The sequence below is a fragment of the Actinoplanes sp. NPDC020271 genome (genome assembly GCF_044388125.1).
Classification (GTDB): Bacteria; Actinomycetota; Actinomycetes; order Mycobacteriales; family Micromonosporaceae; genus Actinoplanes.
Window position 1 is genome coordinate 389,826 of the sequence record NZ_JBIRWQ010000001.1, and the last position, 26,824, is coordinate 416,649.

The 26,824-nt window shown below is 71.2% G+C and carries 18 protein-coding genes and 1 riboswitch; of the genes, 6 read left to right on the plus strand and 12 right to left on the minus strand.

Annotated elements, in window-relative coordinates; genetic code table 11:
• Positions 1 to 18: 18 nt before the first annotated feature.
• The 11 genes from murG to ACH442_RS01760 form a co-directional block, all read right to left on the minus strand.
• Complete coding sequence (gene murG, locus ACH442_RS01710) at positions 19 to 1,125, minus strand: undecaprenyldiphospho-muramoylpentapeptide beta-N-acetylglucosaminyltransferase (RefSeq protein ID WP_396120627.1); 1,107 nt, start codon at positions 1,123 to 1,125, stop codon at positions 19 to 21.
• 50 nt (positions 1,126 to 1,175) lie between these two features.
• Positions 1,176 to 2,549, minus strand: coding sequence for an FtsW/RodA/SpoVE family cell cycle protein (locus tag ACH442_RS01715; protein ID WP_396120628.1), 1,374 nt, complete (start codon positions 2,547 to 2,549; stop codon positions 1,176 to 1,178).
• 74 nt (positions 2,550 to 2,623) lie between these two features.
• Positions 2,624 to 3,352 (minus strand): hypothetical protein, encoded by a 729-nt coding sequence (locus ACH442_RS01720; protein ID WP_396120629.1) that lies wholly within the window; start codon positions 3,350 to 3,352, stop codon positions 2,624 to 2,626.
• A gap of 143 nt (positions 3,353 to 3,495) precedes the next feature.
• Positions 3,496 to 4,611 (minus strand): phospho-N-acetylmuramoyl-pentapeptide-transferase, encoded by a 1,116-nt coding sequence (gene mraY / locus ACH442_RS01725; RefSeq protein ID WP_396120630.1) that lies wholly within the window; start codon positions 4,609 to 4,611, stop codon positions 3,496 to 3,498.
• Entirely contained in the window at positions 4,608 to 5,999 is a 1,392-nt protein-coding gene (gene murF, locus ACH442_RS01730; RefSeq protein WP_396120631.1) for a UDP-N-acetylmuramoyl-tripeptide--D-alanyl-D-alanine ligase, read from the minus strand. Before murF ends, mraY begins: the two co-directional genes overlap by 4 nt.
• Complete coding sequence (locus tag ACH442_RS01735) at positions 5,996 to 7,510, minus strand: UDP-N-acetylmuramoyl-L-alanyl-D-glutamate--2,6-diaminopimelate ligase (protein WP_396120632.1); 1,515 nt, start codon at positions 7,508 to 7,510, stop codon at positions 5,996 to 5,998. The genes murF and ACH442_RS01735 overlap by 4 nt, the downstream gene beginning before the upstream one ends.
• A gap of 57 nt (positions 7,511 to 7,567) precedes the next feature.
• Entirely contained in the window at positions 7,568 to 9,871 is a 2,304-nt protein-coding gene (locus ACH442_RS01740) for a penicillin-binding transpeptidase domain-containing protein (protein ID WP_396120633.1), read from the minus strand.
• Between the two features lie 3 nt (positions 9,872 to 9,874).
• Positions 9,875 to 10,534 carry a hypothetical protein gene (locus tag ACH442_RS01745; RefSeq protein ID WP_396120634.1) on the minus strand — a complete coding sequence of 220 codons (660 nt, stop codon included), beginning with the start codon at positions 10,532 to 10,534 and terminating at the stop codon, positions 9,875 to 9,877.
• A gap of 221 nt (positions 10,535 to 10,755) precedes the next feature.
• On the minus strand, positions 10,756 to 11,841 hold the full coding sequence (gene rsmH, locus ACH442_RS01750) for a 16S rRNA (cytosine(1402)-N(4))-methyltransferase RsmH (protein WP_396120635.1): 1,086 nt from the start codon (positions 11,839 to 11,841) through the stop codon (positions 10,756 to 10,758).
• A gap of 251 nt (positions 11,842 to 12,092) precedes the next feature.
• The gene (gene mraZ / locus ACH442_RS01755) at positions 12,093 to 12,524 is read right to left on the minus strand and encodes a division/cell wall cluster transcriptional repressor MraZ (RefSeq protein ID WP_092546898.1); all 432 of its coding nucleotides are present in this window, start codon (positions 12,522 to 12,524) and stop codon (positions 12,093 to 12,095) included.
• Positions 12,525 to 13,420: 896 nt separating this feature from the next.
• Positions 13,421 to 14,206 (minus strand): C40 family peptidase, encoded by a 786-nt coding sequence (locus tag ACH442_RS01760; protein WP_396120636.1) that lies wholly within the window; start codon positions 14,204 to 14,206, stop codon positions 13,421 to 13,423.
• A gap of 54 nt (positions 14,207 to 14,260) precedes the next feature.
• Positions 14,261 to 14,435, minus strand: a riboswitch (cyclic di-AMP (ydaO/yuaA leader).
• A 418-nt stretch (positions 14,436 to 14,853) separates the two neighbouring features.
• Here ACH442_RS01760 and ACH442_RS01765 point away from each other — a divergent pair.
• The 3 genes from ACH442_RS01765 (at position 14,854) to ACH442_RS01775 (ending at position 17,618) form a co-directional block, all read left to right on the plus strand.
• Positions 14,854 to 16,074, plus strand: a complete 1,221-nt coding sequence (locus tag ACH442_RS01765; RefSeq protein WP_396121014.1) for a MurT ligase domain-containing protein — start codon at positions 14,854 to 14,856, stop codon at positions 16,072 to 16,074.
• A gap of 36 nt (positions 16,075 to 16,110) precedes the next feature.
• Positions 16,111 to 16,824, plus strand: coding sequence for a type 1 glutamine amidotransferase (locus ACH442_RS01770; protein WP_396120637.1), 714 nt, complete (start codon positions 16,111 to 16,113; stop codon positions 16,822 to 16,824).
• Positions 16,825 to 16,928: 104 nt separating this feature from the next.
• A complete protein-coding gene (locus tag ACH442_RS01775; protein ID WP_396120638.1) occupies positions 16,929 to 17,618 on the plus strand; it encodes a TVP38/TMEM64 family protein in 690 nt (229 codons plus the stop codon).
• A 766-nt stretch (positions 17,619 to 18,384) separates the two neighbouring features.
• On the opposite strand, the gene leuS is transcribed toward ACH442_RS01775, so the two are convergent.
• Positions 18,385 to 21,198: a leucine--tRNA ligase gene (gene leuS, locus ACH442_RS01780; protein ID WP_396120639.1), complete on the minus strand. Its 2,814-nt coding sequence runs from the start codon at positions 21,196 to 21,198 to the stop codon at positions 18,385 to 18,387.
• Between the two features lie 419 nt (positions 21,199 to 21,617).
• Here leuS and ACH442_RS01785 point away from each other — a divergent pair, with 419 nt between their 5' ends.
• Genes ACH442_RS01785 through ACH442_RS01795 form a run of 3 tightly spaced genes read left to right on the plus strand, consistent with a single transcriptional unit; the run spans position 21,618 to position 26,415 of the window.
• Entirely contained in the window at positions 21,618 to 22,658 is a 1,041-nt protein-coding gene (locus tag ACH442_RS01785; protein WP_396120640.1) for an AAA family ATPase, read from the plus strand.
• Positions 22,659 to 22,660: 2 nt separating this feature from the next.
• Positions 22,661 to 23,959, plus strand: a complete 1,299-nt coding sequence (locus ACH442_RS01790) for a DUF58 domain-containing protein (protein WP_396121015.1) — start codon at positions 22,661 to 22,663, stop codon at positions 23,957 to 23,959.
• Positions 23,956 to 26,415 carry a DUF3488 and DUF4129 domain-containing transglutaminase family protein gene (locus tag ACH442_RS01795; protein ID WP_396120641.1) on the plus strand — a complete coding sequence of 820 codons (2,460 nt, stop codon included), beginning with the start codon at positions 23,956 to 23,958 and terminating at the stop codon, positions 26,413 to 26,415. Before ACH442_RS01790 ends, ACH442_RS01795 begins: the two co-directional genes overlap by 4 nt.
• Positions 26,416 to 26,824 lie beyond the last annotated feature (409 nt).

The following is a 26,824-nucleotide window of genomic DNA, read 5'->3' on the forward strand; positions in this document are numbered from 1 at the left end:
TAACTGGCTGGAAGAATTTCACCGGTCCACCGCCTCCAGGACGAACCGCAGCAGTTGCTCGTCACCGTCGCGCCGCCCGTACCCCGCCGCGGCGTGGCCCATCGCGGCCAGCCGCGGCCGGTCACGCGCCAGCGGGATGATGTTGCGCTCGATCCACTCCGGGGTCAGCTCGCTGTTGTCGACCAGCATGCCGCCGCCCGCCTCCACCACCGGAATCGCGTTGCGACGCTGCTCCTGGTTGCTGAACGGGTACGGCACGTAGATCGCGGGCATGCCGAGCGCCGTCGTCTCGGCGACCGTGATCGCCCCGCCGCGGCAGAGCATCAGGTCGGCGGCAGCGTATCCGAGCTGCATGTCCGACAGGTAGGGCACAACGACATAGGGCACGGGCAGGTCGTTCGGCACCTCGAACGGGTCGTTGCGCCCGCCCTGCACGTGCAGCACCTGGATGCCGGCGTGGGCCAGCCGCTTGGCCGCCGCGGCCACCGCCAGGTTGATCGTGCGCGCACCGGAGGAGCCACCGGAGACGAACAGCACCGGCAGGTCCGGCCGCAGGCCGAAGTGGTACAGCGCCTGCGGGCGCAGGGCCGGACGGTCCATCTGGGTGATGCCGGTGCGCAGCGGGACACCGACCAGGCGCGCGTTGCGCAGCGACTCGGCCTGCTCCAGCTGGTGCGGGAAACCGACGGCGACCCGCTTGGTGAACTTCATGCCCATCCGGTTCGCCACGCCCGGCGGCACGTTCACCTCGTGCACCACGATCGGCATCTCCCGGCGCCAGGCGGCCAGGTAGGCCGGGACCGACACATACCCCCCGAAGCCGACCACCACCTCGGCGCCGACCTCGTCGATGATCTCGCCGGCCGCGTGAGTCGACTTGTACATCCGGTCCGGGGTGCGCAGCAGGTCGACATTGAGCGCGCGGGGCAGCTGGAACGCCGGGATCACCCGCAGGTCGTAGCCGGCCGCCGGGATGAGCTGGTTCTCCATCCCCTTCGGGCTGCCCAGCGTGGTGATCCGGATCTGCGGGAAGTGCCGGCGTAGGGCATCGGCGAAAGCGAGCAGCGGATAGATGTGTCCGCCGGTGCCTCCCCCGGCGAGCACGACGGACCGCAGCTGCACCATCACCTTCTCCTTTCCCGTCCGACCGCCCCGCCCGCCACCGGAGAAGCGGACTAGCGACGATCCTTCCCCGCGCTGACCGGCGTCTCACGCTGTTGTCCCGGCCGCCGCGGCGGGGGAACCGGCGGTAGCGGGGCCCAGACTAGTCGCACCCATCGAGGCGTCGGACGGGCGTTCAGGGCCCGGGCCGCATCCGGTTCCGCGCGGGCGAACGAGGCCAGCATCCCGATCGCCGCCATGGCCACGATCAGAGCACTACCACCTGCGGAGATGAACGGTAACGGAAGGCCGGTGATCGGCAGCAGGCCGACCACCCCACCCATGTTGATCACGGCCTGGGCGACCAGCCAGGTGGTGATCGCGGCGGCGGCGAGACGGCGGAACGGGTCGGCCGAGCGGCGCGCGATCCGGAAACCGGTGAACGCCAGCACCGCGAAGAGCGCCAGCACCACCGAACAGCCGACCACGCCCAGCTCCTCGGCGACGATCGCGTAGATGAAGTCGTTCTCCGCCTCCGGCACCCAGCCCCACTTCAGCGCGCCCTTGCCCAGGCCGACCCCGAACCAGCCGCCCTCGAAGATCGCCGAACGGCCCTGGATCAGCTGGTAGCAGACGTCGACGTCGCACTTGTCGAGCGGAGTGAGGAACGCGGTGAGCCGGGCGACCCGGTAGTTCTCCGCACCGGTGGTACCCGAGCCGGCCCCCCGCGAGGCGGCCGCGATCAGCAGGCCGATGCCGGTCAGGCCGAGCACGCCGAGCGCGCTGAACACCCGCATCCGCACGCCGGCCGCCCAGAGCAGGCCGATGATCAGGGCCAGCAGCACCAGCATGGTGCCGACGTCGTTGTAGCCGACCAGGACGAAGAGCAGGCCGATCACGGGGAAGAGCGGCATCGCCAGCTCACGCCAGTGGCCCAGAGCCGGGCCCTTGCGGGCGATCACGTCCGCGCCCCACAGGACCAGCCCCAGCTTCGCCAGCTCGGACGGCTGGACACTGACCCCACCGACGGCGAGCGAGAGGAGACTGACCGAGACCGGGCCGACCGGTTTGCTCTGCTGCGCGCCGATGTTCAGGATCATGACGGCCAGGTTCTGGAACGTCAGCAGCACGACGGAGACGCCGAGCACGTACTTGCCCAGGGCGCGCAGGGTGATCGCCGGCAGGCGCTGACAGATCCAGAAGGCGATCAGGCCGAGCAGGGCGTAGACCGCCTGGCTGGAGATGGCCGAGAACGCGTTGCCGTTGGCCGCGTACGCCTTCACGCTGGTCGCCGAGAAGACCATGGTCAGGCCGATCAGCAGGAGCAGACCGGCGCTGGCGATCAGCAGGTAGTAGGACGAGAGGGGGCGGGCCAGCAGCCCGTGCACGGCGGGCAGCAACTGCCGGCTCAGTGACGGGCGGGCCGTCTGATTACGGTCGTCCGCCATGCCCCCATCATCGTCCGGGCGACACGCCGTGGACGTTTACGTCAATGGCGTGTCGCCTGAGACTTAGCCCATCTCTAGTACGCGCACACGACCGCCCCGGTCCCCGGGGTCGCCAGCGCCTGGTTGAACGTGAGCACCCACGAGTTGGGCGGCGAGGGCAGGCTGCCGACGAGTTTCGCCCCGGCGGTCACGTCCCCCGCGGCCAGGCTGTACCCACCGCCGATGGGGGTGCCCGAGGACACGCAGGCGATCGGGTAGGCGGTGGCCCCGGTGGGCAACGGGGTGGTCAGCGCGTTCAGCGACGGGGCGGGGCCGCGCGAGCCGGCCGGCCCGGGTGATCCCTGTGGCCCCGGGCTGCCCTGTGGCCCCGGGCTGCCCTGCGGTCCCGGCGATCCTTGCGGTCCCGGGCTGCCCTGCGGTCCCGGGCTGCCCTGCGGTCCCGGCGATCCCTGTGGCCCCGGGCTGCCCTGGGGTCCCGGCGAGCCTTGCGGGCCGGCTGAGCCCGGGGCGCCGGGCAGGCCGGCCGAGCCCATCGGGCCGGGCAGGCCGCCCCCGCCCTTCGGGCCGGCCGGGCCGGTCTGGTTCCAGGAGTACAGCGACTCCCCCGAGCGGCACTTCTTGGTGCTCGACGCCACCCAGCGCACCGCGCCGGTCTTCCGGGTCACACAGACCTTGTAGGCCACGGGCGCGGACGTCGCCGACGTGGTCGACGCCGTGCGGCCGGAGCCCGCCGCCAGCGTGGCGCTCGCCGCCAGAACCGCCCCGACGGCGCTGACCGTGGCCAGCAGGACACGTGTCCTCATTGACGTTCCATCCTCACGGGTCTCGAGTAGTCGGCCCCAGCCTAGGAACAACCCGGACATTTCACCGCGCATATCGAGGCATGCCGAAAAGGGGGCCGCCGCCCACCGGCGACCACCCCCTCGAGAAGACCAGCGCGGCCCGCCTACCCCATGACCGCCAGATGGTCGGAGTAGAACAGCCCGAGACCGATCGCGCAGCAGATGCCCGCGATGATCCAGAACCGGACCACGATGTTGACCTCCGACCACCCCGCCAGTTCGAAGTGGTGCTGCAGCGGCGACATCCGGAACACCCGTTTCCCGGTCGTCTTGAACGAGATGATCTGGATCACCACCGACATCGTGATGATGACGAACAGACCGCCGATGATCACCGACAGCAGCGTGGTCCGGGTGGCCACGGCCAGGCCGCCGATCAGGCCGCCGAGGCCGAGCGCCCCGGTGTCGCCCATGAAGATCCGCGCCGGGTTGGTGTTCCACCACAGGAAGCCGACCAGCGCGGCCGCCGCGGCCGCCGCGATCAGCGCCACTTCCAGCGGGTCACGGACCTGATAGCAGTGGGCCTCGGTGAGCGCGCTGGTGGTCCGGTAGTCGTCGTCGCCGCACCAGTGCCGGTACTGCCAGAAGCCGATCAGCGAGTACGCCCCGAGGACCAGGATCGACGAGCCGGTGGCCAGGCCGTCCAGGCCGTCGGTGAGGTTCACGCCGTTGGACATCGCCATGATCACGAAGACGAAGACCATGACGGCGCCGACCTTGCCGACGTCGAGCCAGCTCACGTCCCGGATGAACGAGATCTTCTCGCTGGCCACGGTCTGGCCGTTGGTGCTGGGGAAGTAGAGCGCGGCGATGCCGAAGGCGGTGCCGACCAGCAGCTGGCCGAGCAGCTTGCCCTTGGCGCTGAGCCCGTCGGAGTTGCGCTTGCGGATCTTCAGGAAGTCGTCCATGAAGCCGACCGCGCCGCAGAACACCAGCAGCCCGAGCAGGACCAGGGCGGTCATGGTGGGCCGCTCCTGGGCGATCTGCCGCTCGGGGAGCGTGGTCAGGGCGAGGTGCCCGGCGACGTACGCGAAGACCGTGGCCAGGATGAACGCCACGCCACCCATCGTGGGGGTGCCGCGCTTGCCCAGGTGGGTCTGCGGGCCGATGGTCCGGATCGGCTGGCCGGCCTTCAACGCCGAGAAGACCTTGATGGCGAGGGGCGTGCCGAAGAGCGAGATGAGAAAGGCGACCGCAGCCGCGACGATGACTGCCCTCACGTGGGCTGAACCTCCTCGGGCCGCCGCAGCCAATCGGCGACGTCCCATGTGCGGTACCGGGAACCCTTGACCAGCACGACGTCGTCGGCGCGCAGGTCGTCCTGGAGAATCTCGATCGCGGCGGCCTGGTCGGCGGCGAGGTGCGCGGTGCCCCTCCAACCGCTCACCTCCGCGGCCCCGTCCAGAATCGGGCGGGCGTTCTCCGCCACCGCGATCAGCCGGTCCACGCCGAGCTCGGCGGCGAGCCGGCCCACCTCGGCGTGCCCGGGCACCTCGTGCTCACCGAGTTCGGCCATGTAGCCGAGCACCGCGGTGGTGCGCTTGCCGGCGCCCATCGCGGCCAGCGCGTGCAGGGCGGCCGCGGTGGAGGACGGGTTGGCGTTGTAGGAGTCGTCGACGACGGTCACGCCGTCGGCGCGCTCGAACACGTCCATCCGCCGTCCGGAGACGATGCCGACCTCACCGAGCGCGGTGACCAGGTCCGCGAAGGCCATGCCGGCGGTCAGCGCGACCGCCGCGGCGGCGAGGGTGTTCGCCACCTGGTGCCGTCCGGCCACCCCGAGCCGGACATCTCCACGATCAAGACCATTCCTGAGTACGTACGAAGCCCGCCCCGCCCCGTCCACGGAAACGTCCTCGGCCCGCAGCCCCGCGCCCTCGGCCTCCCCCACGAGCAGCACCCGCGCCCCGGTCCGCGACGCCATCGCCGCCACCAGTGGGTCGTCGGCGTTGAGCACGGCCACCCCGGTCGCCGGCAGCGCCTCGACCAGTTCCCCCTTGGCCAGCGCGGTCCCCTCGACCGAGCCGAACTCGCCGATGTGCGCGGCTCCCACGTTGAGGACCACGCCGATCGACGGCCGCGCGATGCCGGTCAGGTACCGGATGTGCCCGATGCCGCGGGCGCCCATCTCCAGCACCAGGAAGCGGGTCTTCTCGTCGGCCTGCAGCACCGTGTAGGGGAAGCCCAGCTCGTTGTTGAGTGATCCGGCCGGCGCCACGGTCGGCCCGAGCCGGGACAGCAGCTGCCCGATGTAGTCCTTGGTCGTGGTCTTGCCGGACGAGCCGGTCAGCCCGACCACGGTCAGCTCAGGCAGCCGCTCGAGGGCCTCCTGGGCAAGCTTGGCCAGGGCCGCGAGCTGGTCCTCGACGACGACTCCGGGCACGCCCGCGTCGCGGGTGCCGAGCACTCCGGCCGCCCCGGCCTCGACGACCTCGGGGCCGAACTCGTGCCCGTCCACCTTCTCGCCGGCGAACGCCACGAACAGGCCACCGGGGCCGACCTTGCGGGAGTCGTACTCCACCCCGCCGGTGACCAGCTCCGTGCCGTCACTGTTGACGAGCGTGCCACCGGTGATCGTGGCGATCTCGCCGAGCGTCAAGGCGATCATGAACGTCCCTCCGGGGCCGACAGTGCGGCGGCCAGCTCGATCCGGTCGTCGAACGGCAGCACCTGGCCGTTCACTTCCTGGCCCTGCTCGTTGCCCTTGCCCAGGACGGCGATCACGTCGCCGGGGGCGGCCAGCCGGACCGCCTCGTCGATCGCGGCGCGCCGCCCGGCGACCTCGACCACCTTGGCCGCGGTGCGGGCGTCCTCGGCGCCACGGCGCACGGCCTCGCGTACGGCGGAAGGGTCTTCGGTCCTGGGGTTGTCGTCGGTCACGATGACCAGGTCGGAGCCGTGCGCCGCGGCCTCACCCATCAGCGGGCGCTTGCCCTTGTCCCGGTCGCCACCGGCCCCGATGACGCAGATCAGCTGACCGCCGCGGGCGGTGGCCAGCTCGCGGAGCGCGGCGAGGGCGGCGACGATCGCGTTCGGTTTGTGCGCGTAGTCGACGACGCCGAGCACCTCGCTCGCCGCTTCGACCTGCTCCAGCCGCCCGGGCACGCCCCGGCACTCCCGGACTCCGCGGCCGGCCGTCGCGGGGTCGATCCCGACCGCGACCAGCAGCGCGATGGCGAGCAGCGCGTTGGCGACGTTGTGCAGGCCGGGCAGTGCGACGCCGGTCTCGACGGTCACGCCGTCCGGGCCGTGCGCGGTGAAGAGCTGCCCGAACGCGGACGGGCGGACGCCGGACGCCCACCAGGTCGCCTCGGGGTTCCCGGCAGCGGAATAGGTGATGACCCCGGGTTCGAAGAGCGACATGACCGAGGAGTCGTCGAAGTTCAGAACCTTCGCTTCGCTGCGCTCGTCGAACAGGCGCGCCTTGGCCGCGAAGTACTCCTCCGAGGTCGGGTGGAAGTCGAGGTGGTCCTGGCCGAAGTTGGTGTACCCGCCGGCGGCGAAGCGGATGCCGTCGGCCCGGCCCATCACCAGCGCGTGGCTGGAGACCTCCATGACCACCGCGCCGACACCGCGCTCGACCCCGGCGGCAAGGATCGCCTGCAGGTCGGGCGCCTCCGGCGTGGTCCGCACGCTCTTCACGACGAAGTCGCCGAGCCGGGTCTCCACCGTGCCGACCAGCCCGGTCACCGTCCCGGCGGCCCGTAGACCCGCCTCCACCAGGTACGACGTGGAGGTCTTGCCCGCCGTCCCGGTGATGCCGATCATCGTGAGCCGCCGCGACGGCTCGCCGTAGATCGCCGCCGCGGCCGCGCCGAGCACCGCCCGCGGGTCGTCGGCGACGAGCACCGGCAACCCGGCGGCGAGCGCGGCCTCGCGCCCGGCCGGGTTGGTCAGCACCGCCACCGCCCCGGCTCTGGCCGCGTCGGCGACGAACTCGGCGCCGTGCCGGTTCGCGCCGGGCAGCGCCGCGTATAGGTCCCCTGGGCGCACCGCGCCACTACTGTGCGTGACCCCGGTGACGTCTCTGTCATCACCGTGGAGTGTTGCCGGGAGCAGCTCAGCGAGCCGCGTCAGCGGAAACGACGCCACGGTCTCGGGTCGTGGAATGCCGGACACGGCGTCAGACCCTACCCGGTACTCCACGCGTTCCCGTCAACGCCATGCGTCCCGGCTTCATCCACGGATCTTGAGGGTCGGCGCTTTGGTGGTGGACGGTGGCACTAAGTAATGGGTCAGGGTGTAGGACATGATCTGGGAGAAGGCCGGGGCGGCCACCTCGCCGCCGGTGCCCTTCGGGACGTCCATCGCGACCGCGACGACGTAACGGGGGCTCTCGGCCGGCGCCATGCCCACGAACGAGCTCGCGTTGTGGTCGGTGTACCGCCCGTCCACGACGAGTGCGCCGGTGCCGGTCTTGCCGGCCACGCGGTAACCGGGCACCTGCGCCTTGACCCCGGTGCCCTCGTCCTCGACCACGGCCTCCATCAGGGTCCGCAACTCGGAGGCGACCTTGGCGTCGAGCACCCGGTGCGTCTCGGGGGCGGCGGCCGGGGTCTCCGTGCCGTCGGTCCCGGAGACGGTCGACTTGATCAGGTGCGGCTGGATGTAGACGCCGTCGTTGGCGATCGCGCCGTAACCGCCCGCCATCTGCACCATGGTCGCCGAGACGCTGAGCCCGATCGGTACCGACCCGTAGGCCGAGCCGCTCCAGTCCTCCGGCTTCAGCAGCAGCCCGCTCGCCTCGCCCGGCATGCCCTCGCCGGTCGCCTTGCCCAGCCCGAACTTCTGCTGGTACTCGTAGATCCGGTCCTTGCCCAGCATGTCGCCGATCCGGATGGTCCCGACGTTGGACGAGTAGGCCAGGATCCCGGCGATGGTCAGCTTGTCGCCCTTCTTCACCTGCTCGTGGTCCCGGAAGGGGGTGCCGCCCTTGTCGATCGCCGGAGCGACGGTCACCGTCGAGTCCGGGGTGATCAGGCCCTCCTGCAGCGCCGCCCCGATCATGAACGGCTTGTGACTGGAGCCCGGGTCGGTGACCACCGCGGTCGGCACGTCGATCCGCTGCGAGAAGTCGTAGTCCTGCCCCTTCGCCGCGTTGTAGGCGGGGTAGCTGGCCTGCGCGATCACCTCACCGGTCCGCGCGTCCAGGACCACCGCGCCGGCGACCTTGGCGTTGTTCTTCTTCGCCTCGTCGTCCAGCACGTGCTGCGCCTTCCACTGCACCAGCTGGTCGATGGTCAGCTTGAGCGAGTTGCCGGGCTTGGCCGGCGTCTCCTGCTCGTAGCCCCCGGCGATCGGCACGTTGAGGCTGCCCGCGCCGGTCTCGAAGACCCGCTTGCCGTCGGTGCCGTGCAGCAGGTCGTCGTAGCGCGCCTCGAGGCCCTCCAGCCCGTGCTGGTTGTCCCCGGTGAAGCCGATCAGGTTGGCCGCCAGGTCCTTGCCGGGGACGTCCCGCCGCTCGTCGCTGTGCGTGTAGATGCCGTCCAGCTTCAGCTTCTCGATCTGAGAGGCGACCGAGATGTCCACACCGCGCTTGAGGTAGCGGAACTTCAGCCAGGTCCCGCCGATCATCTGCTTGCGCTGCATGTACCCCGCCAGCTCGGACGGGGCGACGCCGAGCAACGGCGCCAGCTTCGCGGCCGTCTCCGGGATCTTCTTCTGCAGCTTCGCGTTCTCCGGGTCGGCGTAGACGTACCGCGCCTCGACGCTGTTGGCCAGCACCGCGCCGTCACGGTCCATGATGCTGCCGCGCGGCGCCGGCAGCTCCACCGTACTCAGCCGCTTCTCCCGCAGCTTGACCAGGCTCGCCACCTCCGACGGCGACGTGCCCACCTGCAGCACGACCAGCCGGACCCCGATCATCACGAACAGGGAGAGGGCGAGCACCGTGCCGAGTCGCAGCCGGCGGGTGCTGTTGGCCAGCTTCGGCGGCTCGGCGGGCACCGGCCGAGGCCGGCGCGCCGGCCCCCGGCGGGACTTCTCGGTCACCGTCCGCCGTGGCCGGTCTTCCGGCTTGGGGGTACGTCGTGAGGACGCGGCCCGGGGCGGGACGGTGTCACGGCGTACGCGGGAATCGGTCTTCTCCGCCGCGGCCCGGGCCCTCTTCTGCGGTTCGCGCTTCTGCGGCTCCCGCTTCTCGGTGCGCTCGCGTTCCCGGCCGGGAGTCTCGCGCGGTTCGGCCTCGCGGGGTTCCGCGGTGCGTGCGGCGCGCTGGCGCACCCGCTGCCCCTCGCCGCCCTCGACCACCTGCAGCGCCGGCCGGAACGGGTCGGCGGTGCGACCGGTCCGTGGGGTGCGGCCCCGCTCGGCCACCGTGCGGCCGCGCGGCGTGTAGGCCCGGGCCTCACCGATGCCGGAGAAACCGCGCCGTTCCGGACGCTCGGGCTCGTCGTTCCCCTCGGCAGGAACGGCACGAGACGTTCCGCGCCGGGGCGGAGTGCCCCGGCGCGGTGTCTCGTCGTCGGCTCGCGGCGACACGGCTTACTGCCCCGTTCCCACAGCGTTCTGGTCAGCGGTGGTCTGACCGGTCGGGTTCTGACCGGTCGGGTTCTGACCCGCCGGGTTCTGACCCGCCGGGTTCTGACCGGTCGGGTTCTGACCCGCCGGGTTCTGACCGGTGGTGGTGCTCTGCGACGCCGGTGCGCCGGTGCCGTCCGTGGTCAGCGACTCCTGGGCGGTGACCGAGGTCTGGCCCTTGCCCGGCGTGAGCGGCCGGATGATCGTGCCGTCCGGCAGCTTGATGATCGCCGGGTTCTCGGCCGGGACCAGACCCAGCCGGCGCGCGGCCGCGGCCAGGCTGCCCGGGCTGGAGACCTGGATCAGCTGCTGGTCGAGCTCCTGCTGCTGCTCGTCCAGGCTGGCCTGGTTCTTGCGCAGCGCGTCGAGCTGGAACGACTGCTCCATGGTCTTGGTGTTGATCAGCAGGATGCCGACCACCCCGGCCAGCACCAGCACGATCAGGCCGGCCGCGAAGGTCGGCTTCGGCGCCCGGATCGGCAGCGGCGGTGCGACCCGCAGGCGCGGCAGGACCGGGGCGGGCGACTCGGCGGTGTCCAGCCGCTTCGCCGCGGTGCCCTCGATGCGCACCTCGATCTCGCCCTCGACCCGCACGCCGGCCCGGCCGGCTCCACTCGTGCCCACGTCGCTCCGCATCCCGGATCGGCGCGTGTCGGCACTACGAGTACGCGAATCAGCACTCCGCGTGTTCTTGGTTCCCTCGGTCCGCGTGCCGGATTGGCGCACCCCCCGGGCGCCACTCCTTCCGGTTCCGGCATCGCGGCTCGTCGCGCGTCCCCGCTCCCCGGCAGTGGACCGCGGTTGCGTCCCACGGCCCCCCGACCGCGGCGCTTCCGTACGCTCGCTCATGCTTCCCCCTCCCCCTCTTGGTCCGGCCCCGGGCGTCGCCGCCCCTTGCCCCCGCCTTCCGCAGTCGCCCGGGCCCGTTCGCGGCCGGTTCCGGACGACTGGTTCGCCCTGTTACCCCGTTCGTCGATCCGTTCCACCGCCCGCAGCTTCACCGAAGCCGCGCGCGGGTTCTCCGCCACCTCCGCCTCGCTCGGCAGTTCCGACCCCCGGGTCAGCAGCCGCAGCGTCGGACCGGTACCGGGCAGCTCGACCGGCAGGTCGATCGGCCCCGTGCTGCGCGCCCTCGCGGTGAGAGCGCGTTTGACGATCCGGTCCTCCAGAGATTGATAACTCATCACCACAAGTCGCCCGCCGGGCGACAACGCGTCCAATGCGGCCGGAATCGCCGACTCGAGCACGTCAAGCTCGCCGTTGACCTCAATGCGTAGTGCCTGGAAAGACCTTTTCGCGGGATTTCCACCCGTTCGCCGCGCGGCGGCCGGAATAGCGTCTTTAATGAGCTCCGCCAGCCGCGCCGTCGACACGATCCGGGCCTTCGCCCGCTCCCGCACGATCGACGAGACGACCCGCGGGGCGAATTTCTCCTCCCCGTACTGCCGGAGGATGCGGACCAGCTCGCCCGGCTCGTACGTGTTGACGACCTCCTCCGCGGTGATGCCGCGGGACTGGTCCATCCGCATGTCGAGCGGGGCGTCCTGTGCGTACGCAAAACCCCGGTCCGCCTCGTCGAGCTGCAACGAGGACACGCCGAGGTCGAACAGGCCACTGTCGATCGCCGGGAACCCCAGCTCGTCGAGAACCCGCGGCAGCTCGTGATAGACCGCGTGCACCAGGTGGAGACGCTCGGCGAACCGGGCCAGCCGGTGCCGTGCGTGAGCGAGCGCCTCGGTGTCCCGGTCCAGTCCGATCAGGACGGCGTCCGGAAAACGCTCCAGGACCGCCTCGGCGTGGCCACCCAGGCCCAGCGTGAAGTCGACGTGCACCGCGCCGGGCCGGGCCAGAGCCGGACCGAGCAGCTCGAGGCAGCGCTCCAGCAGCACCGGAACGTGCGCGCCGCGCGGCTCCCCCATGTCGACCCCCACTTGACCCACCCGTTCGCGTATCACTCGGTTGTTACCCGTAAAGCCGTCCGTCCGGCTCTGATGTCGTCCGGCCCGGCGCCCGTCCGTACCGCCAGATCCCCATCCGCTCTGTCCGGCCCCGGTGAGCCCGGATCCGGACACGCGCCTGGCGCCGGGGAAGAGGCGCCAGGAGCGGGAGCGGCTGGAGATCTCGCAGTACGGCAGCAGTGGCGTCCGGACCGCACTCCCAGCGGCCCACCGAGTGCCACGCCCTACAGTCCGCCGGGCAGCACCCCCTCCTCGATGTCGGCGAAGTCTTCCTCGCTCGCCGAGAGGTAGTCGTCCCAGGACTGCTTGTCCCAGATCTCGACCCTGGTGCTGGCCCCGATCACCACGAGATCCCGGCCGAGACTCGCGTACTCCCGCAGGTGTGCGGGGATGGTGACCCGGCCCTGCTTGTCGGGGACCTCGTCGTGCGCGCTGGCGAAGAACACCCGGCTGTAAGCCCGGGCGGCCTTGTTGGTCACCGGCGCCTCACGCAGCTGGCCCGCGATGCGCTGGAACTCCGGCATCGGGAACACGTACAGACAGCGCTCCTGCCCCTTCGTGATCACGACACCTCCCGCCAGCTCGTCGCGGAACTTCGCCGGGAGGATCAGCCGGCCCTTCTCGTCCAGCCGAGGGGTGTGCGTGCCGAGGAACATCGGCCCCCACCCCCTTGCCGGGACAACCGGTCCTTCGCTTCCTTCGCGGAGGAAACGGGCCGACTGTCAACTCGGGCCGGCAGGCTCTCGGTCGTTGTTCCTCGGTCCTGCCACTGCGCCCCACTCTACTCCACTTCCCTCCACCTGCAACCCGAAAGCGGCTGCTCGCGAACTGTTTTCGCGGACGTAATCCCAGTTCACAGGGGGTGGGTCGAAGTGGAGGGGTTCAGCATGATCCACCAGGTCCGGTTTCCGACATCGGACGCACGAGGGTCGATAAGTCCACCTCAAAACCGCTCAAAAAGGCCCCGGCGGCGCGGCCGTCCGCCGCGCGGGGAGGAAAGTGGAGGGCGGCGAGGGAGGAAAGTGGCGCCTCGTGTGGAGAGTCGCCACTCTCCACACGCACCCACTCCACGCGAGGCCGCTGCCATCCGGGAGTCGCGGCCCCCGGCCCCGGCCCCCAGCCTCCCGGCCCCGGCCCCGGCGCCCCCGGCCCCCAGCCTCCCGGCGCCGGCTTCGGCGCCCCCGGCCCCCAGCCTCCCGGCGCCGGCCCCAGCCCCCCGGCTGGGCGCGCTACTGCCGTGAGCATCAGCCCGGTCGCGGGCTCCGGCGGCGGGGACCCCGCCGGCGGCTCGGGCGGGTGGACGGGTCCGGTGCCCTGACCGGGACCACCCACGGAGATCGCCCTTGTGGGTTTCGCGTTCAGGGCCGGCTACGGCCCTGCGAAAGCCGCAAGGGTCCCCGCGGGAGCGGCGGACCCTGGCCACAGCGGACGCAGGACATGAAGATCTTGAAGTTGATCTTCGGGAAGCAGCGGGGAACGCCGGTGGGGCGCGGCCCGGATCGGGTCGCGCCCCACTGGCGGTGTTGCCTTACTTACTGAGTGCTGTCGCGGATCAGGCGACCAGGCGACGCACGACGTAGTTGCTGCCGTAGATCTTGTGCTTGCCGACCCGGGCGCCGGTGTGCGGCGAGTCGTACATGTAACCGCCGCCGGCGTAGATGCCGGCGTGGTAGCCGTACGACCCGGACCGGAAGATGATCAGGTCACCGACCTGCTTGTTCGACTTGCTCACGGCCTTGCCGTACTTCTGCTGGCCGTCCGCCTTGTGCGGCAGGTTCTTCCCGGCCGCCTTCTTGTAGACGTACTGCGTGAAGCCGGAGCAGTCGAAGCGGGTGGGACCGGCCGCGGCGAACTTGTACAGCGCGCCGGTGTGCTTCTTGGCCTCGGCCAGGATCTTGGCGCCACCGGACTTCACGTAGATCTTCGACTGGTGCGACACCGAGGTGTACCCGGTGCCGGTGAAGAGCGTCCGCACCCACATGGTCGACTTCGGCGAGATGGTGAAGCCGACGGTGCCGTTGGCGGGAACGGTCCTCTTGGCCAGCAGGACCCACTTGCCGTTGACGTAGCCCTGCAGCCGGACGGTGCCCCGGGCGGCCTTGCCGGTCTTCGGGTTGACGACCTTGGCCGTGATCTTGGTCTTGGCGCCGTACGAGATGGTCCGGTAGCTGACCCGCGTGGTCAGGGTGGGCTTCACCTTCGCGGCGGCCTTGACCGTGGTCGCCGCGGATGAGACCGGGGTCGTCGTGGTCGCGGCCTGGGCGGCCGTCGAGGTCATGAGCTGGCCGGCGCAGAGGCAGAGACCCAGCGAGAGGGTCGCGGTGGTGACGCCGGTCATACGCCGATTGCGAGCCGCGCGGTGGCGGCCCGAACTGTGCTGGTGCACGGTCAGGAATTCCCTCCGGCACGCCTGCGAGGTTAGCTGTCGGGTTCGGGCGGGAAGGCTTGCCCGGCCACCGTGGTGGCTTCACCCCGAGGTCCGTTCCTGATGCGCCGCCGGGTGGGGCGACGCGGGTGGACCGAAATCTGGGTTCCCCGTCCCTGCCCCCGAATGCCTTGTCAGCTTTTCTGGTCGTGCACTGGTCGCGTCCACCGGTCCGGGGCAGGGCTCGGCGTGAACCGTGGGCGCGACCGGCGAGCGGGTGCTGCCGGCGAATCTTTGGTACCTGAAAATTTCCTTGATCGTCAGGTGCGAAGCAGTGACTCTCCGTAGTTGGCACACTGGCTGCTGTCCAGTTTGTTACCTCCGCGAGACAAATGCCATGGCGCTCCGTGGTCACTCGATTACGCAATAGCGATGGTCGAGAGTGAACCAGAACACAGAAAAACTCAGGTGGTAACCCCTTCGTGACAGCCGTTCGCCGGTCAGTGACACGACGGGGGTCCCCCGATGGGCCCAGCCGGACCGGTCCGGTGATCCAGCCCTTCCGGCAACTCGACGTAACCCTCCGGTCCGGTACCCTCGCTGGCGTGACGGACGGGAAGATGCCCCTGCGGGCCATAGTCGCGACCACCGCGTCGAAGACTGCGGCCGCGCTCTCCAGGGCCGCGGGACGCGGCGACGGTTCGGTGATCGGCGGCTGGATCGGCCTCAAGATCGATCCGGACCTGCTGGCCCACCTGGCGTCCGGCCGTGCCGTCGCGCTGGTGTCCGGCACCAACGGCAAGACCACCACCACCCGGCTGACCGCGGCCGCGGTCGGCGTGCTCGGCCGGGTCGCCACCAACTCCTACGGTGCGAACATGCCCACCGGGCACACCTCGGCGCTGGCCAAGGAGGGGCACACCCCGTTCGCGGTGCTGGAGACCGACGAGCACTACCTGGCCCAGGTGATCGAGGCCACCCGCCCCCGGGTGGTGGCGCTGCTCAACCTCTCCCGTGACCAGCTCGACCGGGCCAAGGAGGTGGCGATGATGGCGCAGTTGTGGAAGACCGCGCTCGCTGGCCACCCCGAGATCCGCGTGGTCGCCAACGCCGACGACCCGCTGGTCGTCTGGGCCGCCGCCGGCAGCCCGCAGACCACGTGGTTCAGCGCCGGCCAGCGCTGGCAGGACGACTCGGCCGTCTGCCCGGAGAGCGGCCACCCCATCGAGCGGGCCAACGGTGACTGGTGGTGCACCGGCTGCCCGCTGCGCCGCCCCGCCCCGCAGTGGGTGGTGGAGGAGGACGGGGTCATCGACCCGCGCGGCGACTGGCACCTGGTCAAGCTGCAGCTCCCCGGCAAGGTCAACCTGGGCAACGCGGCCACCGCGCTCGCGGTCGCCGGCGAGTTCGGGGTTCGTCCGATCGAGGCGCTCCCCCGGCTCTCCCGGGTGACCTCGATCGCCGGGCGCTACGCGCAGGTCGACCGCGACGGGCGCAACATCCGCCTGCTGCTCGCGAAGAACCCGGCGAGCTGGCTGGAGGCCTTCGACATGGCCGACCAGGCGCCGACCCTGCTCTCCATCAACGCGCGGGACCCCGACGGGCTCGACACGTCCTGGCTGTGGGACGTCGACTTCTCCCCGCTGCGGGACCGTCCGGTTCTGATCACCGGCGACCGGGCGTACGACCTGGCCGTCCGCCTCCAGGTGAACCAGGTGCCGTTCCAGCACGTACACACCTTCGACGAGGCTCTGGCACAGGTGCCGCCGGGCCGCCTCGAGGTGATCGCCAACTACACGGCGTTCCAGGACATCCGAGCGGTACTGGACCGCGTCAACTGAGCCGGTCCGCTACTGGGAAGACGGAGTTCTCTTTTCATGAACGACAGCACACTGCGGATCGTCTGGATCTACCCCGATCTGCTGTCGACCTACGGCGACCGGGGCAACATGCTGATCCTGGCCCACCGGGCGGCCGCACGCGGCATCCCGGTGGAGACCTACGAGGTCCGCTCGGACATGCAGATGCCGACCACCGCCGACATCTACCTCATCGGCGGCGGTGAGGACGGGCCGCAGGCACTCGCGGCCCAACGGCTGATCACCGACGGCGGGCTGCACCGGGCCGTCGCCCAGGGCGCGTCAGTTCTGGCCATCTGCGCCGGTTACCAGCTGTTCGGTCATTCGTTCTTCGCCAAGGGGACGAAATGTGCCGGCCTCGGGCTGCTCGACATCCACTCCGACCGGGGCGAGACCCGGGCGGTCGGCGAACTGCGCGGCGACATCGACCCGCGGCTCGGCCTGCCCCCGCTGACCGGCTTCGAGAACCACGGCGGCCGCACCCACCTGGGCGCACACGCCGCGCCGCTGGCCCGGGTGACCGGTGGCATCGGCAACGACGGCCAGACCGAAGGCGCCTGGTACGGAAAGATCATCGGGACCTACAGTCACGGTCCGGCACTGGCCCGCAACCCAGCGCTAGCCGATCTGCTACTCCGTTGGTCCACCGGCGCGGATAGGCTTGCGCCCCTTGACGACGCCTGGGCCGAACGGCTCCGGGGCGAGCGGCTCACCGCCGCTCTCCCGGCCTGAGGCCCGCGCGACGGCACGACCCTTGTCCTGAGGACCGACGACAGTTGGGGCGGTAGGCCTGCATGACCGACAAACCTGACCATTCCACGGACATCCTCGTTCCCGTGGACTCTCAGGCTGCGCCGATCAGCCAGCCCACCGGGCTGAGTCGCAAGCGCCGGTTCGTCCGGATCGGCCTGCTCACCCTGGTCATCGCCGGCCTCGCCGCGGCGGCCGCCCTGCTCCCGCTCCGCGAGGTCGGTGACGCGGTCGTCGCGCTCGGCCCGGGCGCCGCCGTCGCGGTCGCCGTCCTCGGCGGCCTGCTGCTGTCGGTCCTGGTCCCGCGCACCGCGGTCACCGTGGCCTGCGGCGCCCTGCTCGGTGCGGCCACCGGCGCGATCGCCGCGCTGGCCGCGGCCGTGCTCGCCGCCGCCGCCACCTACTATCTGGGCCGCTGGGCCGGTCGTGGCGTCCTGCAGGCCAAGGCCGGTGGACGCCTGGCCCGCCTGGACGGCTGGCTGAACCATCGCGGCCTCGCCGCCGTCCTCCTCGTCCGGTTCCTCCCGCTGGCCCCGTTCGGCCTGGTCGGTTACGCCTACGGCACCACCAGCGTCTGCCGCAAGCGTTACCTGCTCGGCACCACGATCGCCGCCATCCCGTCCACGGTCACCTACGCCGTGATCGGCGCCGCGGTCGTCTCCCCGGGCCGCATGAGCCCGATCACGATCGCCCCCGCCGTCATCAGCTTCATCCTCTCCACCGCGATCGTCCTCCGCTGGCGCCAGACCTCTCGCCGCGCGGTCTCCCCGGCCTGAGGATCAGACCCCTCCCGGGGTACGCCGGAACGCCGCCCGCCGGACAAGCCTCCGGCCCTCCCGCCCAGCCGCACGCGAGCCCGCGCCCCCTCGATCCCGCCACGTGCGTCCCGCTTTCCGGCTGGTTCCCGGAAACCCCGCACACCCGGCAGAACACCCTCGAACCCGGCTCACCCCGCCCGGCTCGGCCGCAGAGGTCCTTCCTCATCCGCGAGACACCCCTGACGCCCCGCCGCCGAGCCTCGTCCCGACCGGTTCCGGAGATGCCACCCCCGCGACTTCGTGGCCGGCTTCCGAGGTCACTCACGCCCCGTGACACGCCCCCAAGTCGCAGCCCCAGGGGCAACCCGCCGGCTTCCCGAGGTCACTCGCACGCTCTGGGACAGCCCCGAGGCACAGCCGGGAACATGGCCGGCTCTCGGCGGTGTTCGGGGACGGCTCACGAAATCCGGCAGCGGATGATCGCGGCCGGCCGGCATGGCTGCGGAGCGCCGGGGCGCCGGCCGGGGCCGGGTGGGCAGGGCCCGGTCGAGGAAGGCGAGCAGGCCGGCACGACGGCGGAACCGGTTGCGATAGCGGGGTGGGCCGACCGGGACCCCGCACCGCCACCCCGGCCGGGGCGAGGACCTGCCGGGTGACCAGGGTGCGCGGCCGGGACCTCGCGGAGGCGCGCGGCGGGACGGTGCTCACGGCGTACCGCATCGGGGGTTTGATCGTGATCGGTGCCTCGCGTGACGGGAGCAACCGCCGCGCGAGGCACCGGCCGTCAGATGACGACGCTGACCAGGCGGCCCTTCACGACGATGACCTTCTTGGGGGTCTTGTCGCCCAGCGCCTCGGCGACGGCGGCCAGGGCCTGCGCCCGGACCTCCTCCTCCGGGGTGTCGGGGGCGACCTCGACGCGACCGCGGACCTTCCCGTTGACCTGCACCGGGTAGGTGATCGAGTCGGCGACCAGCTGCGCCGGGTCGGCGACCGGGAAGTCCGCGTAGGCCAGCGTGCCCTCGTGGCCCAGCTTGCCCCACAGCTCCTCGGCCAGGTGCGGCGCGAACGGCGACAGCATCAGGACCAGCGGCTCGACCCCCTCGCGCGACACCGTGGGCAGCGGGGTCAGCGTGTTGGTCAGCTCGATCAGCTTGGCGATCGCGGTGTTGAACCGCAGCTCGTCCATGTCCTCGCGGACGCCGGCGATGACCTTGTGCAGCACCTTGCGGGACTTGGCGTCCAGTGGCTCGTCGGTGACCCGGGTCGCGCCGGTCTCCTCGTCGATCACCAGACGCCAGACTCGCTGCAGGAAACGCTGCGATCCGATCACCGCCCGGGTCTCCCAGGGGCGGGAGACGTCCAGCGGGCCCATCGCCATCTCGTACACCCGGAACGTGTCGGCGCCGTACTGGTCGCACATCTCGTCGGGGGTGACGACGTTCTTCAGGGACTTGCCCATCTTGCCGTACTCCCGGTTGACCTGCTGGTCGCCGTAGTACCACTTGCCGTCGCGCTCGACGACCTCCTCGGCCGGCACGATCACGCCGCGGGCGTCGCGGAACGCGTACGCCTGGATGTAGCCCTGGTTGAACAGCTTGTGGAACGGCTCGAAGCTGGAGACGTACCCCAGGTCGAACAGGACCTTGTGCCAGAACCGCGCGTACAGCAGGTGCAGGACGGCGTGCTCGACACCGCCGACGTACAGGTCGACGCCACCGGACTCGCCCTCCTTGTCGGGGCCCATCCAGTACGCCTCGTTGGCCGGGTCGACCAGCTTGTCCTCGTTGTGCGGGTCCAGGTAGCGCAGTTCGTACCAGCAGGAGCCGGCCCACTGCGGCATCGTGTTGGTCTCCCGGGTGTACGTCTTCAGGCCGTCACCCAGGTCCAGCTCGACCTGCACCCAGTCCTTCTTGCGGGACAGCGGGGTCTCCGGCTCGGTGTCCGCGTCGTCCGGGTCGAAGGTGCGCGGCGAGAAGTCGTCGACCTCGGGCAGCTCGACCGGCAGCATCGCGTCGGGCAGCGCGATCGGCAGGCCGGTCTCGTCGTAGACGATCGGGAACGGCTCACCCCAGTACCGCTGGCGGCTGAACAGCCAGTCGCGCAGGCGGTAGGTGGTGGCGCCCTGCCCGAAGCCCTTCTCCTCCAGCCAGGCGATCATCGCGGCCTTGGCCTCGGCCTTGTTCAGCCCGTTCAGGCTGAATCCGGATTCAGGATCGGCGGAGTTGATCGTCTTGCCGTCGCCCGTCCAGGCGCCCTCGACACCTTCCGGCGATTCGACGGTACGGACGATGGGCAGCTCGAACACGGTGGCGAACTCGAAGTCGCGCTCGTCGTGGGCCGGCACCGCCATGATCGCGCCGGTCCCGTAGCCGGCCAGCACGTAGTCGGCGATGAAGACCGGAATGCTCTCGCCGTTGACCGGGTTGGTCGCGTAGGCGCCGGTGAAGACGCCCGTCTTGACCTTGCCGTCGGCGGTCCGCTCCTCCTCGGTCTTGGCGGCGGCGGTGGCCCGGTAGGCCTCCACGGCCTCGGCCGGGGTGGCCGCGACCTTCCAGGCGGCCTTCGTCCCGGCCGGCCATTCCGCGGGAACGATCCGGGAGACCAGCTCGTGCTCGGGCGCCAGCACCATGTACGTCGCGCCGAACAGCGTGTCCGGGCGCGTGGTGAAGACGGTGATCTTGTCCGAGCCGACCGAGAAGTCGACGTGCGCGCCCTGGGAACGGCCGATCCAGTTGCGCTGCATCAGCTTGACCGGTTCCGGCCACTCCAGCGTGTCCAGGTCCTCGACCAGGCGATCCCCGTACGCCGTGATGCGCATCATCCACTGCTTCAGGCTGCGCTGGAAGACCGGGTAGTTGCCCCGCTCGGACCGGCCGTCCGGCGTGACCTCCTCGTTCGACAGCACGGTGCCCAGGCCGGGACACCAGTTGACCGGCGCCTCGGAGACGTAGGCCAGCCGGTGACCGTCGATCACCTTGCGACGCTCGGCCGCGGACAGCCCGGCCCACTCGGTGCCACGGTCACCGGCCTCGTAGGAGGCGATCAGCTCGCTGATCGGGCGGGCCTTGTGCACCGACGGGTCGAACCAGGAGTTGAAGACCTGCAGGAAGATCCACTGGGTCCAGCGGTAGTACTCCGGGTCGGTGGTGGAGAACGACCGGCGGTCGTCGTAGGCCAGACCCAGGCGGCGCAGCTGCTGCCGGTACCGCTCGACGTTGGCGGCGGTGGTGATCGCGGGGTGCGTGCCGGTGGTCACCGCGTACTGCTCGGCGGGCAGGCCGAAGGCGTCGAAGCCCATCGGGTGCAGCACGTTGTAGCCGGTCATCCGCTTGTAGCGGGTGTACGAATCGGTCCCGATGTAGCCCAGCGGGTGACCGACGTGCAGACCGGCGCCGGACGGATACGGGAACATGTCCTGCACGTGCAGCTTCGGCGCGCCGGCCCGCGGGTGATCCGGGTCGGCCAGCGGGCCGACCGGGTTGGGCGCGTGGAACGTCCCGTTCTCCGCCCAGTACCGCTGCCAGCGCAGCTCGATCTCGCCGGCCAGCGCGGCGGTGTAGCGGAACGGGTTCTCGGTCTCGGCCATCTTCACCATCTCGTCTACGTCAAAAGGGCTGGGGTCAGGCGCTCCAGGGCACAAAAAAGCCCCTCACGCAGGAGGGGGCGCCGCACTGTACCGAGAAGGTTCGGTTCAGCGCGGCCGGCTAAGGAGCAGAACAGACCGAGCCATGCGCGCCATGATACCCGCCCGCCATCACGCACGGCGACCGGTATGCCGTGCGAGAACGACGCGTTCCGGAACCCGATCACTGTCGGTAGATGGACCATGTTCGTCCGGTTTTCTCGGAAACCCTGGTCGTTCCGGCCTTTCGGAGCGGTGTGCGGACGGGGATAACCTGTCAGGAACGGGCGGCGAGCGCCGGAGGCCCACGGCCGCTGGGCGCCCGCAACCTTGGGGTGCCCTGACACTGGGTGATCCACTGCTCGGGGTACGTATCACTTGGAGGAAAGCCCGTGACAACGCCGACCTGGGGCGAGCCGACAGGACCGCTGACGAGTGCCGAGTTCCGTGCCGCCGCACAAGCCATCATGGCCAACATCGAGCAGGTCATCGAGGGCAAGAGCGCCACGGTGCGACTGGCCCTCGCGGTGCTGCTGGCCGAGGGTCACCTGCTGATCGAGGACGTGCCGGGCGTCGGCAAGACGAAACTCGCCAAGGCGCTCGCCCGATCGATCGACTGTTCCGTGCGCCGCATCCAGTTCACCCCGGACCTGTTGCCGAGTGATGTCACCGGGGTGAGCGTCTACAACCAGGAGACCCGCGACTTCGAGTTCAAGCCGGGCGCCGTCTTCGCCAACCTGGTGGTCGGCGACGAGATCAACCGGGCCTCGCCGAAAACCCAGTCCGCGCTCCTCGAGTGCATGGAGGAACGGCAGGTCACCGTCGACGGGACGACCTACGAGCTGCAGTCGCCGTTCATGGTGGTGGCCACTCAGAACCCGATCGAGATGGAGGGGACCTATCCGCTGCCCGAGGCGCAGCGCGACCGGTTCACCGCCCGGATCGCCATGGGCTACCCGGACCCGCGGGCCGAGCTGGCGATGCTGACCGGCAACGCCGACCACGACCCGCTCAACGACCTGCGCGCGGTCGCCGACGCCACGATGATCCGCCGGCTGATCGAGACGGCCCGCGCGGTGCACGCCGCCGACGCCGTCCAGCAGTACGCGATCGCCCTGGTCACCGCGACCCGCGAGGCGCCGGAGATCCGGCTCGGCGCGTCCCCGCGGTCGACCCTCCAGCTGATCCGCACCGCCAAGGCGGTCGCGGCGCTCGACGGCCGCGACTACGTGCTCCCCGACGACCTGCAGGCGCTGGCCGTACCGGTGCTCGCCCACCGGCTCATCCCCACAGCCGACGCGCAGCTCAACCGGCGGACGACGGACACCATCGTCTCCGAGATCGTGCACCGGCTGCCGATCCCGCACGCGAACCGGAATCCGTACGACACCCGCGCCGGCGGCGGCACGCAGTACGAGTCCCGGGGGCGATGACCATGCGAGAGGCGCTGCGGGGACTCACCACGCGCGGCCGCTCGTTCCTGGCCGCCGCGATCGCCGCCGGCATCTCGGCGCTCATCCTCGGTGAGCGCGACCTGCTGCGGGTCGCCGTGCTGCTGGCCGCACTGCCGTTGCTGGCCGCGGCGTACGTCGGCCGCAGCCGCTACAAACTGGCGTGCACCCGCTCGCTGGAGCCGGGCCGCGCCCCGGTCGGCTCCAGCGCCCGGGTGATCCTGCGCCTGCAGAACCTGTCCCGCCTGCCCACCGGCACGATGCTGCTGGAGGACCGGCTGCCGTACGCGCTGGGCAGCCGCCCGCGGGTCGTGCTGGAACGGCTCGGGGCACATCAGGCCAGCTCGGTGGCGTACACGGTGCGCGCCGACGTGCGCGGGCGGTACCCGATCGGCCCGCTGGTGATCCGCCTGACCGACCCGTTCGGGTTGTGCGAGCTGACCCGCTCGTTCCCCAGCGTCGACCAGCTCACGGTGATCCCGCAGGTCGTCCCGCTCCCCCGGGTCCGCCTCGCCGGGGAGTACGCGGGCGCCGGGGACAGCCGGGCCCGCTCCGTCGCGGTGCACGGTGAGGACGACGCGGCCACCCGGGAGTACCGGCGCGGCGACGACCTCCGGCGGGTGCACTGGCGCTCCACCGCCCGTACCGGGGAATTGATGGTCCGCCGTGAGGAACAGCCCTGGGAGAGCCGGGCCACGGTGGTGCTCGACACCCGAGCCCAGGCGCATCGCGGCGAGGGACCGACGGCCAGCTTCGAATGGGCCGTCTCGGCGGCCGCCAGCGTCGCGGTGCACCTGCGCGAGGCCGGTTACAAGGTGCGACTCGTGACCGGGACGGGAGTGGACATCGACGGCACCGAGAGCGGTGGCGAGGGCCTGATCCTGGACGCGCTGGCCGACGTCAAGCCGGCCTCCGCGCTGGACGTGTCGGTGCTGGTGGAGAACGTCCGGCGCCGGTCCGACGGCGGGCTGGTGATCGGCCTGTTCGGCTCGCTCACCACCGCCGAGGCGCACCTGCTCAGTCAGCTCCGCGGCAACGGCGCGACCTGCGTCGGTTTCGCCATCGACAGTACGACCTGGGTCTCGATGACCGACGGCGACCGCCAGGAGTCGGACCGCGAGCACGCGGCCGCCTCGCTGGCGCTGGTCCGCAGTGGCTGGCGGTCGGTGCGGGTCACGCACGGCGAGACACTGCCGGGGCTGTGGCCCTCGGTGAGCCGCGGGTCGCAGGGCTTCGCCTACCGCGCGGCGATGGCCGAGACGGTCAGCGGGGTGATCCGATGACCGGCCGCCGTCGTCTCGGGCTGGTCGCGGCCGGCGCCACCCTGCTCGCCGCCGCGCCGCTGGCCACGATCTTCGACAAGTGGACCTGGCTGCTCCAGGTCATCCTCACCGTGGCGATGATCGCCGGGGCCGGGGTGCTCACCCGCACCCTGCGTTTCCCCAGCTGGGCGCAGGCGCTCGGGATGGTCGTCGCGATGGTCGTCACGCTCACCTGGATCTTCCCGAGCGGGCACGAGCTGCTGGTGCCGACGCCCGCCACGATCGCCCACTTCGGCGAGCTGATCCAGCAGGCCGGGCAGGACACCCGGTCGTACGCGGTGCCGGTCCCCGACCGGGACGGCCTGCTCTTCGTCGCCGCCCTCGGCATCGGCGTCGTCGCGATCGTGGTCGACCTGCTCACCGCGGTGTTCCGCCGGCCCGCCCTGGCCGGTCTGCCGATGCTGGCGATCTACTCCATCCCGGTCGCGGTCTACCTGGACAGCGTGCCGGTCACCCCGTTCATCGTCGGCGCCTGCGGCTACCTGTGGCTGCTGGTCGCCGACAACGTCGACCGGGTGCGCCGCTTCGGCCGCCGGTTCACCGGCGACGGCCGCGACGTGGACGTCTGGGAGCCGTCGCCCCTGGCCGCCGCCGGGCGTCGCCTCGGCGTGGTCGGGGTGCTGGTCGCGGTGCTGCTGCCGCTGGCCGTGCCGACCGTCACCGGCGGCCTGCTGTCCCAGCTCACCCAGAACGGCCCCGGGATCGGCGGCGGGAACGGCACCGGCAACGGGAAGATCAACCTGTTCGCCTCGCTCAGCGGTCAGCTCACCCAGAACAGCACGGTCAGCCTGCTGAAGGTGACGACGAACGAGAAGGACCCGTTCTACCTGCGATTCGGGGTCGCCGACCAGCTCACCCCGGAAGGCTTCGGCAACCAGGCGCCGAACGGGAACACCCTCAACCGGGGCAGCCTGCCCGACCCGCGGCGCGAGGGCGCGACCGGCCAGACGACGTTCGCGCAGTACCACGCCGAGGTCGAGGTCACCGACGCGCTGCGGCAGAGCATGGCGCCGCTGTACTCGTACCCGGTCGGCATCAGCGACCTCACCGGCTCGTGGGCGTACGACGGGAACCAGCAGGTGCTCTACTCCAACCGGAGCACCACCAGCAAACAGAAGTACTCGATCGACTACCTGCGACCGCAGTACACCCCGGACGAACTGCGGACCGCGCAGGAGCTCGGACAGAACGACCCGATCCGGCGGGCGTACACGAGCGTCCCCGCCAACACGTACGTGGACACGCAGGTCGCGAAACTGACCCGGGGCAAGACCACGGACTACGACAAGATCCGCGCCATCTACGACTCGTTCTCGAAGAAGTACGGGTTCTCGTACAGCCTGTCCACCCAGTCCACCGGGAACCTCTCCGAGATCGAGGCGTTCCTCAAGAACAAGGTGGGCTACTGCCAGCAGTACGCCGCGGCGATGGCGTGGATGGTGCGGGCCGCCGGAATCCCGGCCCGGGTCGCGTTCGGCTTCACCCGGGGCACCGCCGAAGACGGCGACACGTTCGTCATCACCAACCGCAACGCCCACGCGTGGACCGAGGTCTACCTGCAAGGCTTCGGCTGGGTCCCGTTCGACGCGACCCCGTCCGCCGGAGTCGCCGGCGCCAGCCGGTCCGACTGGGCGCCGGACGTCGACCGGACCACCGCGCCGGCCACCACCGCACCCACCGCCGCGGCACCCGGCAGCAGCACCACCGCCTCGGCCGCGCCGAACCAGCGACCCGACAAGGCCGGCGACAACACCGACCTGACCGCCGCCGGCCCGGTCAGCACCGACGAGGACAACTGGACCGGGCTGCTGATCGGCGGCCTGATCGCCACACTGATCGCGTTGCTGCTGGTCCCGGCGCTGCGCCGGGTCCTGCTCCGGCGCCAGCGGCACTCCGCGACCACCGGCCCGCCGCCCGCGGTGATCGACCCGTCCACACCCGGCCCGGCCGGCACGATCACCGGCATCACGGTGACCACCGAAACGGTCCGGGCCCGCGAGGACGCCCACGCCGCGTGGGACGAGCTGATCGACACGATGGTCGACTTCCAGATCACGGTCGACCCGACCGAGACGCCCCGGCTCACCGCCCAGCGGCTCGTCCGCGAAGCAGTCCTCACCGAAGAACCGGCCGGCGCGGCGGAACTGCTCGGCACCGCCGAGGAACGGGCCCGCTACGCCCGCCAGCCGATGCAGGGCGCGGAACTGACCGCGGCGCTGCGCCAGGTCCGGGCCGGCATGTCGCGCTCGGCGAACACCCGGGTCCGGCTGCGGGCGGCCCTCTTCCCGCCGTCGATCCTGCTCAGCTGGCGGCTGGGGCTGGCCGAGGCGGGCACGCGGGCAGCGGAACTGTCCGGGCGGTTCGGGGAGTGGGTGACGCGCTTCAACCCGCGTCGGCTGGTCAATCGGGCTCGCTGATCACCTTGTGGAAGGGCGCCGTCCCGTCGGGGCGGCGCCCTTCCGTCTGCTCAGCCGACCCCCATCGCCGCGGCCGTTGAAGGTCGTGACAGCCCCTCCGGAACAACCCCCAGCGCCGGCGCCCGGACAGTCCGGCCGGCACTCACGGTCGTGACCGGCCACGCGAGACAACACCCAGCGCCGGCGCAGGCAGCTCGGCTGGCGCTGAGGGTCGGAACAGGCCGCCCGAAGCAGCGCTCAACACCAGCTCGGTGTGGGGCACGCGCGGGATGGCGTGAGGCACGCGCGGGATGGCGTGAGGCACGCGCGGGCTGGCGTGAGGCACGCGCGGGCTGGCGTGAGGCACGCGCGGGCTGGCGTGAGGCACGCGCGGGCTGGCGTGAGGCACGCGCGGGCTGGCGTGAGGCAC